Annotated in this window: 12 protein-coding genes and 1 pseudogene; 8 read left to right on the forward strand and 5 right to left on the reverse strand. The window is 59.8% G+C overall.

Features of this window, described 5'->3' with window-relative positions:
• Window positions 1-106: 106 nt before the first annotated feature.
• The 4 genes from xylB to A3C3_RS0117845 form a co-directional block, all read right to left on the reverse strand.
• On the reverse strand, window positions 107-1,561 hold the full coding sequence (xylB, locus tag A3C3_RS0117830; RefSeq protein WP_022715940.1) for a xylulokinase: 1,455 nt from the start codon (window positions 1,559-1,561) through the stop codon (window positions 107-109).
• 16 nt (window positions 1,562-1,577) lie between these two features.
• Window positions 1,578-2,603, reverse strand: a complete 1,026-nt coding sequence (locus A3C3_RS0117835; protein WP_022715941.1) for a LacI family DNA-binding transcriptional regulator — start codon at window positions 2,601-2,603, stop codon at window positions 1,578-1,580.
• Window positions 2,604-2,735: 132 nt separating this feature from the next.
• Window positions 2,736-4,325 carry a DHA2 family efflux MFS transporter permease subunit gene (locus A3C3_RS0117840; RefSeq protein ID WP_022715942.1) on the reverse strand — a complete coding sequence of 530 codons (1,590 nt, stop codon included), beginning with the start codon at window positions 4,323-4,325 and terminating at the stop codon, window positions 2,736-2,738.
• Window positions 4,326-4,346: 21 nt separating this feature from the next.
• Complete coding sequence (locus A3C3_RS0117845) at window positions 4,347-5,561, reverse strand: HlyD family secretion protein (RefSeq protein ID WP_022715943.1); 1,215 nt, start codon at window positions 5,559-5,561, stop codon at window positions 4,347-4,349.
• Window positions 5,562-5,715: 154 nt separating this feature from the next.
• On the opposite strand from A3C3_RS0117845, the gene A3C3_RS0117850 reads away from it, so the two are divergent.
• The 6 genes and pseudogenes from A3C3_RS0117850 to lysS all read left to right on the forward strand — a co-directional run bounded on the left by A3C3_RS0117850 (window position 5,716) and on the right by lysS (window position 13,393).
• The gene (locus A3C3_RS0117850) at window positions 5,716-6,390 is read left to right on the forward strand and encodes a TetR/AcrR family transcriptional regulator (protein ID WP_022715944.1); all 675 of its coding nucleotides are present in this window, start codon (window positions 5,716-5,718) and stop codon (window positions 6,388-6,390) included.
• 103 nt (window positions 6,391-6,493) lie between these two features.
• A pseudogene (locus tag A3C3_RS41625) lies at window positions 6,494-7,314 on the forward strand (GyrI-like domain-containing protein).
• Window positions 7,315-7,414: 100 nt separating this feature from the next.
• The gene (locus tag A3C3_RS0117860) at window positions 7,415-8,164 is read left to right on the forward strand and encodes a TerC family protein (RefSeq protein ID WP_022715945.1); all 750 of its coding nucleotides are present in this window, start codon (window positions 7,415-7,417) and stop codon (window positions 8,162-8,164) included.
• A gap of 296 nt (window positions 8,165-8,460) precedes the next feature.
• Entirely contained in the window at window positions 8,461-10,230 is a 1,770-nt protein-coding gene (locus A3C3_RS0117865; RefSeq protein ID WP_022715946.1) for an SLC13 family permease, read from the forward strand.
• A 192-nt stretch (window positions 10,231-10,422) separates the two neighbouring features.
• The gene (gene gltX / locus A3C3_RS0117870) at window positions 10,423-11,880 is read left to right on the forward strand and encodes a glutamate--tRNA ligase (RefSeq protein ID WP_022715947.1); all 1,458 of its coding nucleotides are present in this window, start codon (window positions 10,423-10,425) and stop codon (window positions 11,878-11,880) included.
• Between the two features lie 16 nt (window positions 11,881-11,896).
• A complete protein-coding gene (gene lysS, locus A3C3_RS0117875; protein WP_022715948.1) occupies window positions 11,897-13,393 on the forward strand; it encodes a lysine--tRNA ligase in 1,497 nt (498 codons plus the stop codon).
• Between the two features lie 64 nt (window positions 13,394-13,457).
• On the opposite strand, the gene A3C3_RS0117880 is transcribed toward lysS, so the two are convergent.
• Window positions 13,458-14,147, reverse strand: a complete 690-nt coding sequence (locus tag A3C3_RS0117880) for a hypothetical protein (protein ID WP_022715949.1) — start codon at window positions 14,145-14,147, stop codon at window positions 13,458-13,460.
• A 181-nt stretch (window positions 14,148-14,328) separates the two neighbouring features.
• Here A3C3_RS0117880 and A3C3_RS0117885 point away from each other — a divergent pair, with 181 nt between their 5' ends.
• The gene (locus A3C3_RS0117885) at window positions 14,329-15,237 is read left to right on the forward strand and encodes a LysR family transcriptional regulator (RefSeq protein ID WP_022715950.1); all 909 of its coding nucleotides are present in this window, start codon (window positions 14,329-14,331) and stop codon (window positions 15,235-15,237) included.
• Window positions 15,238-15,358: 121 nt separating this feature from the next.
• The gene (locus tag A3C3_RS0117890) at window positions 15,359-16,519 is read left to right on the forward strand and encodes an ABC transporter substrate-binding protein (RefSeq protein ID WP_028739750.1); all 1,161 of its coding nucleotides are present in this window, start codon (window positions 15,359-15,361) and stop codon (window positions 16,517-16,519) included.
• Window positions 16,520-16,600 lie beyond the last annotated feature (81 nt).

The following is a 16,600-nucleotide window of genomic DNA, read 5'->3' on the forward strand; positions in this document are numbered from 1 at the left end:
ACCTTGCCCTCTCCCCGCTAGCGAGAGCGGGGGCAAGGCGCCGCCGAAAGTCCTTTCTCCCCAGCGGGGAGAAGGTTCCGGCAGGCGGACGAGGGCAGCCTCAACCTCAATGCGCCACCGATTTAATCGCGGGATAAAGAGCCCGATAACGCCTGTAGGCATCCTCATAGGCACCACTCAAAGCCGCGACCGGCTCGATCGTTTTTGCCGTCTTCGGCGGCGTGCAGACTGAAACCGGCTCGGCGCCTGTCGCCGCGATCAGCCCAAGCCGCGCCGCCCCGAAGGCCGCGCCGAAATCGCCGTCGGCGGGCAGATCGACCGGAACGCCGAGCGCCGTTGCGATCGACGCCAGCCAATAGTGCGAGCGCGAGCCGCCGCCGATGGCGGTGACGCGGGATATATCGGTGCCTGCCGAACGGAGCGCTTCGAGGTTATCGCGGATTGCGAAAGACACACCTTCGAGCACCGCCTGTGTCAGCACAACCCGATTGCTCTCATGCTCGAGGCCGATGAAGGCGCCACGGATGACGGCATCATTGTGCGGCGTGCGTTCGCCCGAAAGATAAGGAAGAAAAGTGACACCAGAGGGTGCCTTCAGCGTCTCGCCGAGTTCGTTCGCGAGATCGGCAGCGGATTTGCCGGTGGCGTTCGAATGCCAGTTCAACGCATCGGTGGCCGAGAGGATGACGCCCATCTGATGCCAGGTGTTGGGTAGTGCGTGGCAGAATGCATGGACCGCACTCTCTGGCTTCGGCAGGTAGGCGGCATTCGCCGCGAAGAGAACGCCGGACGTGCCGAGCGAGACAAAGGCCGCGCCATCGCTGACCGTGCCCATGCCGCAGGCAGACGCTGCATTGTCCCCTGCCCCGCCGGCAACGACAGCATCGCCTGCAATACCCCACTTGGCGGCGATTTCGCCGCGCAGCTTTCCTGCCTGCGCCGTGCCTTCCACCAGCGCGGGCATCTGCTTTTCGTCGAGACCCGTCGCGGCAAGAAGCTCCGACGACCATTTGCGTTTGCCGGTATCGAGCCAGGACGTACCGGCAGAATCCGACATTTCGGAAATGTGCTCGCCCGTCAGCCAGAGCCGCAGGTAGTCCTTCGGCAGCAGCACCTTGGCGACCTTGGCGAAAATTCCGGGCTCATGCTTGGCGACCCAGGCAAGTTTCGGTGCGGTAAACCCGGGAAAGACGATGTTACCCGTCAGCTTGCGGAATTTTGGATCGGCATCCAGCGCCGCTGCCTCGACATAAGAACGCGTATCGTTCCAGAGAATGCAGGGACGCAGCACCCTATCGTCGGCATCGAGCAGCGTCGCGCCATGCATCTGGCCCGAAAGGCCTACGCCTTTGACGGCCGCTAGCTCTTTCGGGTGTTTCGCTTTCAAGCCCGCAACAGCCTCCTCCGTTGCGCGAATCCAATGCGACGGTTCTTGTTGCGACCAGCCCGAATGCGGCCGCGAAACATCGAGCGAACCATTCGCCGAGCCGATGATCTTCTGATCGCCGTCGATGAGCATCGCCTTGACGCCCGAGGTTCCGAGATCGAGACCCAGATACATGTCATTCTCCTTGCCGTTACGGCAGATTGTCTTTCAGGAATATGTCGAGCCGGATCCGCTCCTGCGCGTCGATGACGGCAAGCCCGTCGGCCTTTGCTTTGAGAACCCGGATTGCACTGCGGACCTCATGGCCGGCGTTCTGGTTGAGGATCGCATCGATCGTGCCGTCGATGAGGGCTGCGCGCGTATGGACGGTCAATTCATGGGCGACGACTGTCAGCGGGCGGCTCGAGGCTCTCTCCTTCAGCGCCCTGACAAGTCCACGGTTGCCGGCCCCTAGGCTGTAGATGCCAATCACCCGCTCATGCTTGGACAAGACGTCGGCGACGAGCATATGCGCCAGTTCCGGATCGTCGCGGCCTTCGAGGACGGGCAGGATGGAAAGTTTCGGAAATTCCTGCGCCATCAGCGCGGCAAAGCCTTCCAGCCGCTCGCGATGGTCGCGCACCAGCATGGAGCCGGCAAGCACCGCCACCTCGCCCTTGGCATCACCAAGAAAGCGTCCGAGAAGACGCGCTGCGGTTCTTCCGGCAGCGATGTTGTCGACACCCGCATAATGATGCCGGCGCGAACCGGTGAGGTCTGAAACAAGCGTGACGACAGGAATGCCGTCGGTCACCAGCTTGTCGACCGCAGCGACTACCTCAGGTGCATCGGTGGCGACAAGCGCAACCCCGGCGGGGCGTTCATCGGCAAGCTTTTCGAGCGCCGTAACCAGAGCGGCCGGATTGAAGGCGGCAACTTCCACCGTGCGAATACTCGTCCTCTCGGACGGCGAACGGATCATCGCTTCGCGGATCTCGGCGTGCAGCCCGTGCATGAAGGAATTGTCTGAGGCAGGCAGGATGAAAACCAGCGGATAGGTGCGGCTCTTGGCGAGGTTGGCGGCGGCAACATCGCGCACATAGCCGATCTCGCGGATTGCCGTTTCCACTTTTTCGCGCGTGATGCGGCGGACACCGGGGCGCTGGTTCAGCACGCGGTCAACGGTCGCCAAACTGACCCCCGCTGCAGCGGCGATATCATGAACTGTAGGCCTCATCGCTCCTCCTGATGAAACCATTATCGCCAAATTTGATGTACGTAAATCAAAAAATTCAAACGGCTGTCGGGCACCCAGAAAAAAGGCCGGCATGGTCTCCCAAGCCGGCCGTCACTTCGTTTCTTCGAACGCTCAGTGGCCTCCGCTGCCACCGCCGCCGCCCTGGGGTGCCGGTTTCTTGATCATCGCGACCCCGAGGATCATGGCCATGAACAGTACGGTCAGGATCAGGAATACGTCGCTGAAGGAGAGAATGATCGCCTGTTGGGTGGCAAGCCCGACCATCTGCTTGATCGCGGCCGAAGCACCGTCCAAGCCATAGGAATTGAAGTTGGCAGTCAGGTTGTTCATCTGGTCGATCGCGGCCGGATTACCCCAATCCATGTTTTCCCGCAGCCGCTCGTAGTGCACGTCCTGACGGTTGGAGAGAACGGTGTTGATCACCGCAAGGCCAACTGCCCCGCCGAGGTTACGAGTGAGGTTGAACAGACCGGAGGCACCACGGATACGTGAAGGCGGCATCGTGCCGAGCGCGATGTTGTTGATCGGCACCATGCACATCATGAGCCCGAACCCGCGCAGGATCTGCGGGATGAAGAGCTCGTAGAAATCCCAGTCGTCCGTCAGATGGGTCATGACGAAGGTGCCGGCCGCGAAGCTGGTAAAGCCGATCACCATCATCAGGCGAAGGTCCATCTTCGTCGACAGCCGGCCGGCAATCGGCGCAGTGAAGAACATCGCAAGCCCGGAGACAAACATGGTCTCGCCGATCATCAGCGAGTCGTAACCGCGGATGCGCCCCAGATAGACCGGATAGATATAGGTAAGGCCGTATAGCCCGATCCCCATGACGAATGAGAACACCGAACCGAAGGAGAAATTCCTGTTGGTAAAGGCCCTGAGGTCGACGACGGGGAAGTCCACGGTGAAAGCGCGATAGAAGAAGATGATCGCGCCTGCCGCAGAAGCTACAGCGCCGGCGACGATATAACTGTCGTTGAACCAGTCGTTCGAATTGCCTTCCTCCAGCACATATTCCAGCGCACCGAGGAAAACGCCCATGGAGATAAGGCCCCACCAGTCGAACTTCCTGAAGAGCGACAGTTCCGGCTTGTCGAAATCGATGAAATTCCAGGTGATGGTGGCGACCAGGATACCGGGAATGACGTTGACGAGAAACAGCCAGTGCCACGAGAAGGCATGGCTGAGATAACCGCCGACGGTCGGGCCGATGGTCGGCGCAAGGGTGGCGATCAGGCCGATGATAGGCGAGACGATACTGCGCTTCGACGGTGGGAAGATGGTAAAGGCGGCCGCGAAGACGGACGGAATCATACCGCCGCCGATGAAGCCCTGGATGGCGCGGTAAGCGATCATCTGATCGATGTTCGTTGCCGTTGCGCAGAGCACGCTCGACAGCGTGAAACCAGCAGCGGAAATAGCGAAAAGATAGCGTGTCGAGATGATGCGAGCGAGCGTTCCCGACAGCGGAATCATGATCACTTCCGCAATCAGGTAGGACGTCTGCACCCAACCGATCTCATCCGAGCCGGCAGAAAGGCCGGCTTGGATTTCCGCGAGCGATGCGGAGACGATCTGGATGTCGAGGATCGACATGAACATGCCAAGCACCATCGCAAAGAATGCGATGAGCTTGCGCGGGTCCATTCGCTCCTCGGAACCGGCGACCGGAATGGCGCCTGTTGTAGCGGTGGTAGCCATTGGCCTACTCCGGCTGGCTGGTCACTTTGCTGCGTGCCCTGTATCGGGCGCCGTGCGGGTATCGACATCGACGACGACGCTCAGGCCGGCGCGCAAGCGGCCGCTGTCAAGCGCATCTTGAGGCAGCCCAATGCGGACCGGGACGCGCTGGATGATCTTGGTGAAATTGCCCGTCGCATTTTCCGGCGGTAGTAGCGAGAAGACGGAGCCGGAGGCCGGCGAAATCGACTCGACGGTGCCGACGATCGGATGGTCGTCATAAGCATCGACATGCACGTTGACCTTCGAACCCGGAACCAGGTGCTGGATCTGCGTTTCCTTGAAGTTGGCGTCGATGAACAGCTGACGCACCGGAACGAGTGCCATCAGGCGCTGGCCGGGCGAAACGAGATCGCCTTCCTGAACAGAGCGGTTGCCGACGACGCCATCATACGGTGCCTTGAGGATCGTGAAGGACAGATCGCGGGCTGCCTTGTCCCGCTGAAGCTCGAGCGTACGGACCGAACCTTCGGCTTCCCTGCGCTGCGCCTCGAGGATGGTGACATTTGCTTCCGCCGACTTGATGTTGGCGTCGCCGCCGACGAGATTGGCCTTGGCCTGGTCGAGAGCAATATTGGCAGTGTCGAGATCGGCCGTCGTGCCGACCGACTTCGCCTGGAGGTCCGCCTGGCGCTTCTGTGTGATCTCGGCGCCACGGACTGCCGCCTCGAGAGCCACCTTGGAGGCCTGGGCCTGAGCAAGCGCTGCCTTGGCTCCTTCGATCTGCGCGTCGATGCGGCTCAGCGACAGCTTCTCCGTGGCGATCTGGGCCTCGGCCTGATCGAGGGCGTTTTGATAATCGCCGTTGTCGAGCGTGGCGAGCACGTCCCCGGCCTTCACCTGCTGGTTGGCGACAACATTAACCTTCGCAACATAGCCGGTGACCTTTGGCGAGATCGTTGCGATATCGCCTTCGATATAGGCGTCGTCGGTCGAGACCATGAAACGGCCGTTCGTCCACCACTCGTAGCCGTATGATGCACCTCCGGCAAGAATAGCGAGCGCCACGATCGGTAGCACCAGGCTGCGGCGCTTCTTCTTTTCAGCTGGAGCGGTCTGCGTATCGGGAGCAGTCTGAGGGGCACGCGGAGCTTCGGCGGTCGCCGGTTCGGCCGGGACAACGGCGTCCGGCACCGTCTCGTCCCTTGCGGAATCGCTGACAATGCGGGCGACATTCGTTTTCTGGTTAGACGACATGAGCAAAGACCGGTAAATCGAGTGACATTGATCGAACTGAACGGTTCGGTTCAGTTGACTTAAGGCCTTTTTAAAGTCATATCAAGTTATATCGAACCAGGCGGTTCGATTTTGTTAAAGAATGTTCGCACCTGCGAACGTGGTTAAGGAGACAATGACAGAGATCTTCAAAGATACGGTCGAAGCCCCGGCTGCAAGCGGCCGATGGGCGGCAGGAGAGGATCCGACAAAGCGCAGGCAGATTCTTGAAGGGGCGAAGCGTGTCTTCATGAAACTCGGCTTCGATGCCGCGAGCATGAACGACGTGACGCGCGAGGCTGGTGTTTCGAAAGGAACGCTTTATGTCTACTTCGCCAACAAGGAAGAGCTTTTTACCGCGATGATGGAGACCGAGCGCGCCGCTTTTGTCGCCAGCGTGCGTGCGGCCCTCAATGCCAATCCCGATCCGGACACGGCTCTTTATGATTTCGGCATGACCTTCGTCCGGCACACAACCGAAGAAAAGGTCATCAATGCAATACGCACCGTCATCGGAGTGCGCGACCGCATGCCGCACCTCTGTCAACGCTTCTTTACCGGCCCCGAAAACATCCGGACCGTCCTCACCGACTATCTGAAGACGCAGGTCGCCGCCGGGCATTTTGTGATCGAAGATGTCGAGCTTGCCGCTCGCCAGTTCCTGGAACTATGCGGCGGAGGCTTCTTCAAGCTGCGCCTCTTGGGCGACATGGCGGGTCCTCCGTCCGAGGAGGAGATGAGCCGCATCATCCGCGGTGCGATCCGCGTCTTCCTTGCTGCCTATGGCGTTAGCCAGAACCGGCCAGCCTGAACGTTTTCGATTTCTTTCGGCGTTGCGCTAGAATCCAGCAATAGCGATCAAACCTGCTTGCCGGTTTTACTCTAATCAGGAGACCGCAACCAAGGAAGTGCGCATGAGTGCCATTGGACGGGCGATTTGGTTTATTGAAAGCCATTCCGCCAGCGATATCTCGCTGGACGATATCTCGGATGCCGCAGGTCTGTCGCGCTATCATCTGTCGCGCGTCTTCGGACTCGTCACCGGCCACTCGATCAGCGGCTATCTTCGCGGCCGTCGGCTGAGCACCGCCGCATTGGCCCTGATCGGCAGTTCATCGAGCATCCTCGAGGTTGCCCTCGGCGCGAGTTACGGCTCGCACGAGGCTTTCACCCGTGCCTTCCGCGACCAGTTCGGCATCACGCCGGACGCGATTCGCAAGCAGGGGCACGTCCGCAACCTCGCTTTAGTGGAGCCGCTCAAAATGCACCCCGCACGCCTCAACGAACTTGAAGAACCCCGCTTCGAAACCCTGCCGCCAATGCTGTTTGCCGGACTGCAAGAGGCCTATGGCTACGGCGACAATGCCGCGATCCCCTCACTTTGGCAGAAATTCAACTCTTATTTCGGCAATATTTCCGGCCAGCGCGGCAATGCCGCCTATGGCATCTGCACACATATCGAAGGAGAAACCGAAACGTTCCGTTATATGGCAGGTGCCGAAGTCACAGATGCCGGCGACCTGCCGGAGGGATTTACGACGCTGAAAGTGTCTTCACCCATCGCGGTCACGTCTCCGCTATTGCGGCAACGATGCATCATATCTTCGGGACATGGTTCCCCTCCTCGGCTCTGCAGCACGGCGAGATGCCAGACATGTTCGAACGTTACGACGAGCGTTTCGATCCCCATACCGGCATGGGCATCACGGAAATCTGGATACCGGTTAAGGAATAAAAGCCTTCCCGCTTTCGTATATTCCCCTGCGCGCTTGTTTCTTGGCGCCTTCACCTTAAATTGCGGGCGTCAGATTCTATGGCGCGAGGGAATATAGCTTATGCAAGATATCGTCATGCTCGTTCAGGATCCGGCAGCCTGGGTGGCTCTGGTGACCCTGGTTGTCATGGAAGTCGTCCTCGGCATCGACAACCTGATCTTCATTTCCATTCTCACCAACAAGCTGCCGGTCGAGCATCGTGATAAAGCTCGTAAAGTGGGTATCAGCCTCGCCCTCATCATGCGTCTTGCATTGCTTGGTACCGTGGCCTGGATCGTCCAGCTCACCACACCTGTCTTCGAGGCTTTCGGTCATGGCTTCTCTTGGAAGGACATGATCTTGATCGCCGGCGGTCTGTTCCTCGTATGGAAGGCCACCAAGGAAATTCACCACAGTGTCGATCCGGAGGATCACAACGAGGATTTCATCGCGAGTTCGGCGACGACGGGCTTTGCGGCGGCGATCGGCCAGATCCTGCTGCTCGACCTTGTCTTCTCGGTGGACAGCATCATCACCGCCGTCGGCATGACCCCGCACCTGCCGATCATGGTCATCGCCGTCATCGCCGCCGTCACCGTCATGCTGGTCGCCGCCACGCCGCTTGCAAATTTCATCGAGAAGAACCCGACGATCGTCATGCTGGCGCTGGCCTTCCTGCTGATGATCGGCACTACACTCATCGCCGACGGCATGGGGTTCCATGTACCGAAGGGCTATGTCTATGCCGCCATGGCCTTCTCGGCGCTCGTTGAAGTGCTGAACATGTTTGCAAGAAATGCCCGAATGCGGAAGAAAGTTAGCGGGCATTGACGAGATTTACACGGGGGGCGCGACAAAACGCGCCCTTTTCTTTTGGTTCAGCCGGCCCCCTGGCGAGTTCCCTGTGATCGCCGACACCAGCCGCCGATCGTCTGCCGTGATGTCCGAAACGGCGGCGACCGCGAAATGTGCGCGTAGCGACGACACCCCCTGTCCGGCGAGATGCTGGAAAAGTTCATTTGCGCCCGGCGAGGTGAAGGATAGGACTTTGCATCCTGCGCGACATTGATTGGTCCAGGAAAGCGTACAAGTATCATCCGGCAATCAGCCCAAACCTCCGGAGCGGTATGACAACCCAACAGATCCTTTCCTTCGGCGTGATCGGCCTGATGATGGCAATCTTCATCTGGGACCGGTTTCGCTACGACATTGTGGCCTGTTGCGCCCTCGTTCTTGCGGTTGCAGCTGGTCTCGTTCCTTTCGGCAAGGCGTTTTCCGGCTTCGGAGACGACATCGTCATCATCGTCGGTAGCGCGCTCGTCGTCAGCACCGGGGTCGCCCGCTCGGGGATCGTCGACATGGCGATCAAGCGCTTCTTTCCCAATCTGGACAAGCCGCATCTCCAACTCGCCCTGTTGCTTATCGTTGTTGCAGTGCTCTCTGCCTTCATCAAGAATATCGGCGCTCTGGCGATCATGATTCCGGTCGCCTTCCAGTTCGCCAGGAAAACCGGCAAATCACCATCGCTCTATTTGATGCCGATGAGTTTTGCTGCACTGCTCGGCGGCTTGATGACGCAGATAGGCACTTCGCCCAATATCGTCGTATCGCGCTTGCGCGAGGAGATCACCGGTGCGCCCTTCACCATGTTCGATTTCACGCCTGTCGGCGCGACCCTGACCCTCGTCGGCGTCGTCTTCTTGATCTTCTTCCATTGGCTGGTGCCGGAACGGCAGAACGAGAATCCCTCGCTCGAGGAGGCGCTCGACCTCAAAACCTATTTCTCGGAGGCGACGGTTGTCGAAGGATCGAACTTCGACGGCAAGAAGCTGAACGAACTCCTTAAACTCGGCGACGGCGAAGTCGTGGCGACAGCGATCCTGCGCGGCCACTCCCGCATGTCGCCTTTTCCCGACGTGATGCTGAAGGCCGGCGATACGATATTGCTGGAAGGCGTGCCGGATGCACTCGATCGCGTGGTGACCCATGCGAAGCTGAAGCTCTCCGGAAAGCCCATCCCGGAAGCGCGGGCGGAAGGCAATCTCGTGTCGATCGAGGCCGTCATCACCGCGGAATCGATGCTGATCGGCCTGTCCGCGCGCCAGCTCTCGCTGTGGAACCGGCGGCGGGTCAACCTTCTCGCCGTCAGTCGGCAGGGCCACAAGCTCACCGAGCGGCTGAGCGAGGTGACGCTTCGGGCCGGCGACGTTCTCCTACTTCAGGGAAGCCGCAGGAACCTGCCTGCCTTCCTGCAGGAATTTTCCTGCCTTCCTCTTGCCCAGCGTGACATCATGCTTGGCACGCCACGCCGAGGCTATGTGCCCCTTCTGATCCTCGCTGCCGCCATGGGTGTGACTGCCGCTGGCCTGACGCCGGTTTCGGTCGCCTTTTTCTGCGCAGCGCTGGCCATGGTCGTCTTTCGCGTGATCCCGCTCGTCGATGTCTATAAGTCGCTCGATGCGCCGATCCTGATCATGCTTGCAGCGCTGATCCCGGTATCCGATACGCTCCGCACCACGGGCGCCAGCGATCTGATTGCCGGATGGCTCGGCGATTTCGCTGCCCATATGCCGCCATTCGGCGCTCTGGCGTTGATGCTGGTGACCGCCATGGCAGTGACGCCGTTCCTCAATAATGCCGCCACAGTCCTTGTCATGGGACCGATCGCGGCGAGTTTCGCTGAGGCCCTCCATTACAAACCGGAAGCTTTCCTGATGGCGGTTGCCATTGGCGCCGGCTGCGACTTCCTCACGCCAATCGGCCATCAATGCAATACGCTGGTTTTCGGCCCCGGCGGCTACCGCTTCAGCGATTACCCTCGCCTGGGCCTTCCACTATCCTTCATCATCATCGTGGTGAGCGTGCCCGTGCTTCTTTATGTTTGGCCTGCGCTTTGAGTGCCCGGTCCCCATTTTCCTTGACGTGCGCGGTCGAATATGGCCTTAAGGCCAGCCAAACGGACAATCGGCGGATGAATAGGGCAGAATGCCCTTATCCGGCCGGTTTCCTGATCCAGTGATCTGCATTCTTCCCGCCGAACGTCGCTTTCGCAGGAAAGCCGTCCGGCATTCATTTGACGGGCACATAAAATGACAGCTTCCGGCGTCCGCGTCCGAATCGCTCCCTCGCCGACTGGCGAGCCGCATGTCGGGACCGCATACATCGCTCTCTTCAATTATCTTTTCGCCAAGAAGCACGGCGGCGAGTTCATTCTGCGCATCGAAGATACCGATGCCACGCGCTCGACCCCGGAATTCGAAAAGAAGGTCCTGGATGCGCTGAAATGGTGCGGCCTGAAGTGGTCGGAAGGCCCCGACATCGGCGGGCCCCATGGCCCGTACCGCCAGAGCGACCGCAAGCATATCTACGGCGAGTATGTCGAAAAGATCGTTGCTGCCGGCCACGGTTTCCGCTGTTTCTGCTCGCCGGAGCGTCTGGAAAAGATGCGCGAGGCGCAACGCGCCGCAAACCTGCCGCCGAAATATGACGGACACTGCCTGAACCTCTCGGCAGAAGAAGTCACCTCACGCATGGCAGCAGGCGAACCCTCCGTCGTGCGCATGAAGATCCCGACCGAAGGCTCCTGCAAGTTCACCGACGGGGTCTATGGCGACGTCGAAATCCCGTGGGATGCGGTCGACATGCAGGTCCTCTTGAAGGCTGACGGCATGCCGACCTATCATATGGCAAATGTCGTTGACGACTACCTGATGAAGATCACCCATGTCGCCCGCGGCGAGGAATGGCTGGCTTCGGTTCCAAAGCACATCCTGATCTACCGGTATCTCGGCCTCGAGCCACCGGTGTTCATGCACCTGTCGCTCATGCGCAATGCCGACAAGTCAAAGCTGTCGAAGCGCAAGAACCCAACCTCGATCTCCTATTACACCGCGCTCGGCTATATCCCCGAGGCGCTGATGAACTTCCTCGGCCTCTTCTTCGTCCAGATCGCTGAAGGCGAAGAGCTGATGACGATGGACGAGCTCGCCGAAAAATTCGACCCGGAGAACCTCTCCAAGGCCGGCGCGATCTTCGACATCCAGAAGCTCGATTGGCTGAACGGCCGCTGGATCCGCGAGAAGCTTTCGGAAGAACAGTTCCAGCACCGTGTCCTGCAATGGGCGATGGAAAACGATCGCCTGAGGGCCGGTCTTGCGCTCTCGCAGTCGCGCATCGCCAAGCTTGGCGAACTGCCGGACCTCACGGGCTTCCTGTTCAAGTCGGACCTGAATCTTGATCCATCCGCCTTTGTCAAGATCAAGTCGCCGCCGGAAGAGATTTTGGAAATCCTCAACACGGTGCAGCCGGACCTCGAAAAGATCCTTGAATGGAACGTCGAGTCGATCGAAGCCGAGCTGCGCGCCGTTGCCGAGCGCATGGGCAAGAAGCTGAAGGTGGTCGTCGCACCGCTTTTCGTCGCCGTCTCCGGCTCATCGCGCTCGCTGCCGCTCTTCGATTCCATGGCGATCCTCGGCCGCGCCGTCGTACGCCAACGCCTGAAACTGGCGTCCCACGCGGTCGCCTCCCTCGTCGGCCCGAAGAACTGAACCGGACGTTTGCATCATGACTGAAAAGACCGAAACAGCGACCCTTTCCTCAGACGCAACGGAAGTCCGCGCCCAGAAGCTGAAGCTGCTGCGCGAACAGGTCGGCGATGTCTATCCGGCGCATTTCCACCGGACGATCACCAATGCCGAGCTCGCTGCGAAATACGAGGGCCTGGAGCCGGACACCGAGACACAGGATGTCGTCACCGTCGCCGGCCGCGTCTATTCCTCGCGCAACTCCGGCATGTTCATGGACATCCATGACGCTTCGGCCAAGATCCAGATCTTCAGCCACAAGGACACGACGCCGCAAGAGGCTCGCGCCCTGCTGCCGATGATCGACATCGGCGACATCATCGGTGTGACCGGCGTGGTGCGCCGCACCAAGCGCGGCGAACTGACGATCAACGCGCAGAAGATCATCATGCTGACCAAGTCGCTGCTGCCGATGCCCGAGAAGTGGCATGGCCTCTCCGACATCGAGCTGCGCTACCGCAAACGTCACCTCGACATCATGACCAACGAGGAATCGAAGCTCCGTTTCCAGCAGCGTTCGAAGATTGTCTCCGGCATCCGTCGCTTCATGGAGAATGACGGCTTCATGGAAGTCGAGACGCCGATGCTGCAGTCGGTCTACGGGGGTGCGACCGCCGAACCCTTCAAGACACATCACAACACGCTGAAGCTCGACATGTACCTGCGCATCGCGCCGGAACTGTTCCTGAAGCGCACCCTGGTTTCGGGCCTCACCGACAAGGTCTTCGAGATCAACCGCAACTTCCGCAATGAAGGCGTCTCGACAAGGCACAATCCCGAATTCACGATGATGGAGTGCTACTGGGCCTATGCCGACTACGAGGACATGATGGACCTCGTCGAACGCATGTTCGCCGAGCTTGCCATGTCGGTTCATGGCAGCACGGAATTCACCTTCGTCGACAAGCAGATCTCCTTCAAGGGCCCGTTCCGCCGTGTGCCGATGCCTGACGCCGTCAAGGACGCGACCGGCATCGACTTTCTGGCGATCAAGACCGACGAGGAAGCCCGAGCCGCCACGAAGGCGGCCGGTTTCGAAATCGAGAAGGACGCGACCTGGGGCGAATGCCTCGCCTTTATCTTCGAGGAGAAGGTCGAAAGCACGCTGATCCAGCCCGCGCACGTCACGCATTTCCCGAAGGACATCTCGCCCTTCGCCAAGGAAGTGCCGGGCGAGCCGCGCCTTGTCGAGCGTTTCGAGACCTATTGCAACGCCTGGGAACTCGGCAACGCCTTCTCGGAACTCAACGATCCAGAAGAGCAGCGCAAGCGCATGGTCGAACAGCTGGAGCAGGCTCACGCGCGCGGCGAAAAGGAAAAACAGCTGGACGAGGAATTCCTGGACGCAATCGACCAGGGCATGCCGCCCGCCGGCGGTCTCGGCATCGGCGTCGATCGCCTGATCATGCTGCTCACGAATTCCCCCTCGATCCGCGACATCATCCTCTTCCCGGCCCGCCGCAGCAAGGCGGACTGAGCGCAAGGATGAGCAGCTCCAAAAAGGCGGACGGCCGATGGTCGTCCGCCTTCATGCCCAACGATTAATGGCCGGAGGCAGGAGCAGCCTTGCTGCCTTCTGGCGAAGAAACGGCTTCGCCTTCGGGTGATGCGTCCTCTTCGCCGCCTTTTTCGTTGCCCTCGCCTGCGGTTGCAGCGACAGCCGTTGGATCAATGCAATCGGAGCGTTGCTTGAACGAGGCGTTCAGCGCCTGGATTTCTTCGTCCGGCAAATCGATGCGCTCGCCGAAAAACAGGCCGTTCTCGCTCGCCTGGCCATCGTAATAGCGGGCAGTATAGGGTTTGCCGTTCAGCCCTTCGACCAACTGGTCGGGATGCGGGATATAAACCACATCGGCGCCGATCGCCCTGCCACGAATATCCGAACGCAGCGTTGGACCGTTTTCATCGAGGACCACGACCTGTACCAGATCGGGCCTTTCTTGCGCGTAAATGGCTTGCGCCACGCGGAGCGCCGTCTTGACCCGTGTCATGCCGTCCGTCGGCTCGGTCTTGATGTATTTGCGAATCCAGACTCGATCCTGCTTCTTGATGGTCACCAGGTTGACATCGGTGCAGGAGACGCCGTTCGCCTCTTCCAACACCTGGCCGATGATGTTGTCCCTGCCGATATAAACAGCGACACCGCCGGAAGCGCCTATAAACAAGGCCGTTCCGCCGATCACGATCACCAATTTCCGGGAGGGCCGGAAGATGCGCAGTAAGGCCTTCACGCCAACTGGTCCGCCATCGCAAAAACTCCAACGCAATACATGCAAGTCAAGCTAGTCAAACGACGTTTCGGAATGCTTAAGTGGTCTTTCGACAAACATACCAATTCGGGCTAAAGACCAAAAAAGGTCCGCCAGCCGTTGTGCTTGCCATGATCCGTTTGACCGTGCTCTAAAAACACGCATGGCCTTTACCCTTCGCCAGATCCAGTATTTCGTCGCCGTTGCCGAGCAGGGTTCGGTGACGCGCGCCGCGCAGAATCTTTCGATCTCGCAATCCTCGGTCACAGAAGCGCTGAAGGAACTGGAAACCGACCTCGGCGTCGAACTCTTCGAACGCCACCCGCGCGGCCTGACGATCACGCACAACGGTCACCAGTTCCTCCGGCATGCGACAAAAATTCTAGCCAGCGTCTCCGATGCGCGCGCCAGTTTTTCCGGCCTGCAAAGCGCTCTTTCCGGCACATTGAATATCGGCGTCACCTCGCTGGTCGCAGGCTATGTTCTCTCCGATCTTCTGGCGCGATACCGCCGCGCCTGCCCCGGTGTGGAGGTGAGTGCAATCGAAGACAATGGCGGCTATCTGGAGCATCTGCTGGTCGGCGGTGAGCTCGATGTCGCGGTCATGGTGATCTCTAACCTGCGCGACCGCATGGCGCTGCAGGCGGAGATCCTCGAAACCTCGCCCTATCGTCTCTGGCTGCCGATGGGTCACCCGTTGGTTTCCGCCGACATCATCTCGGTTGCCGACATCGCCCGCGAGCCGCTGATCATGCTGACGGTCGATGAGATCGAGGAGAACACCGGCAAGCTTTTGTCAGCGCTCGGCGCCCGCCCGCATGTCGCCTTTCGCACCCGGTCGGTGGAGGCCGTGCGCAGTCTCGTTGCAACAGGCGCCGGCGTCGCGCTGCTTCCCGATCTCGTCTACCGCCCCTGGTCGCTGGAAGGCGACCGGATCGAAAGCCGCGATGTCTCCGGTTCATTGCCAGTCGTCCAGGTCGGCATGGTCTGGCGCAAGGGTTCCAGCCTGCCGCAAGCGGCGCGAGATTTCGTCGGCATTGCGGAAGCGATGCGATCCGGCCGTGCGCGGTGACGATATCGGAAATTCCGATATCGTCTTTCTGATAAATGAATTTGCGAAACCGGATATTTCAGCGCACCTTTCAGCCGGGAACAAAATGCCGCAACAAGCGGCACAAACCGGGAGACAGACGATGAAGTACCTTCTGAAATCGTGCACTGCTGCCCTCGCAAGCTTGAGCTTCGTGACGCAGGTTGCTGCTGCCGAACCGTTGAAGGCCTTGGACAAGGGTGAGGGTGCGGTCAGCATCGTCGCCTGGGCCGGCTATATCGAGCGCGGCGAAACCGACAAGAATTACGACTGGGTTACCGATTTTGAAAAGAAGACCGGCTGCAAGGTTTCCGTGAAGACTGCGGCGACCTCGGATGAAATGGTGGCGCTGATGAACGAAGGTGGCTTCGATCTCGTCACCGCTTCGGGCGATGCTTCGCTGCGTCTCGTTGCCGGCAAGCGCGTGCAGCCGATCAATACCGATCTCATTGCGAGCTTCAAAAACCTCGACGAACGCTTACAGAGCGCTCCGTGGCATACGGTCGGCGGCGTCCACTACGGCGTGCCCTATCTGTGGGGGCCGAACGTTCTGATGTACAATACCGATGCATTCAAGGATAAGGCCCCGACCAGCTGGAAGGTGGTATTCGAAGAAGAAACGCTGCCTGATGGCAAGTCCAACAAGGGCCGCGTCCAGGCCTATGACGGGCCGATCTACGTCGCCGATGCTGCCATGTATCTGATGGCCCACAAGCCCGATCTCGGCATCAAGGATCCCTACGAACTCAATGAAGACCAGTATAAGGCAGCTCTCGATCTGCTGCGCGGCCAGCGCAAGCTCGTCTCCCGCTACTGGCATGACGCGATGATCCAGATCGACGACTTCAAGAACGAAGGCGTCGTCGCATCCGGCTCCTGGCCGTTCCAGGTGAACCTGATGCAGGCCGAGAAGCAGAAGATCGCCTCGACCTTCCCCGAGGAAGGCGTCACCGGCTGGGCCGACACGACAATGCTTCATGCCGACAGCGAGCATCCGAACTGCGCCTATATGTGGATGGAGCATTCCCTGTCCGCCAAGGTCCAGGGTGATGCCGCCGCCTGGTTCGGCGCCGTTCCCTCCGTTCCGGCAGCATGCAAGGGCAACGAACTGTTGACCGATACCGGCTGCACCACCAACGGCTTCGATCACTTCGACAAGATCAAATTCTGGAAGACGCCTGTTGCCAAATGTACGACACAGAGTGAATGCGTGCCGTATCATCGCTGGGTGTCGGACTATATCGGCGTGATCGGCGGGCGGTAGTCAACACCCAGACAGAATGATTGCCCCAACCCTCTCCCACACGCAGGGAGAGGGGACATGCCCCAAGACCTCTCGCCGCTA

Source organism: Rhizobium mongolense USDA 1844 (assembly GCF_000419765.1).
GTDB lineage: Bacteria > Pseudomonadota > Alphaproteobacteria > Rhizobiales > Rhizobiaceae > Rhizobium > Rhizobium mongolense.

Bases quoted from the DNA above. Each gene is read 5' to 3' on its own strand.
- xylB (WP_022715940.1), bottom strand. From the start codon at position 1,561: ATGTATCTGGGTCTCGATCTCGGAACCTCGGGCGTCAAGGCGATGCTC.
- A3C3_RS0117835 (WP_022715941.1), bottom strand. From the start codon at position 2,603: ATGAGGCCTACAGTTCATGATATCGCCGCTGCAGCGGGGGTCAGTTTG.
- A3C3_RS0117840 (WP_022715942.1), bottom strand. From the start codon at position 4,325: ATGGCTACCACCGCTACAACAGGCGCCATTCCGGTCGCCGGTTCCGAG.
- A3C3_RS0117845 (WP_022715943.1), bottom strand. From the start codon at position 5,561: ATGTCGTCTAACCAGAAAACGAATGTCGCCCGCATTGTCAGCGATTCC.
- A3C3_RS0117850 (WP_022715944.1), top strand. From the start codon at position 5,716: ATGACAGAGATCTTCAAAGATACGGTCGAAGCCCCGGCTGCAAGCGGC.
- A3C3_RS0117860 (WP_022715945.1), top strand. From the start codon at position 7,415: ATGCAAGATATCGTCATGCTCGTTCAGGATCCGGCAGCCTGGGTGGCT.
- A3C3_RS0117865 (WP_022715946.1), top strand. From the start codon at position 8,461: ATGACAACCCAACAGATCCTTTCCTTCGGCGTGATCGGCCTGATGATG.
- gltX (WP_022715947.1), top strand. From the start codon at position 10,423: ATGACAGCTTCCGGCGTCCGCGTCCGAATCGCTCCCTCGCCGACTGGC.
- lysS (WP_022715948.1), top strand. From the start codon at position 11,897: ATGACTGAAAAGACCGAAACAGCGACCCTTTCCTCAGACGCAACGGAA.
- A3C3_RS0117885 (WP_022715950.1), top strand. From the start codon at position 14,329: ATGGCCTTTACCCTTCGCCAGATCCAGTATTTCGTCGCCGTTGCCGAG.
- A3C3_RS0117890 (WP_028739750.1), top strand. From the start codon at position 15,359: ATGAAGTACCTTCTGAAATCGTGCACTGCTGCCCTCGCAAGCTTGAGC.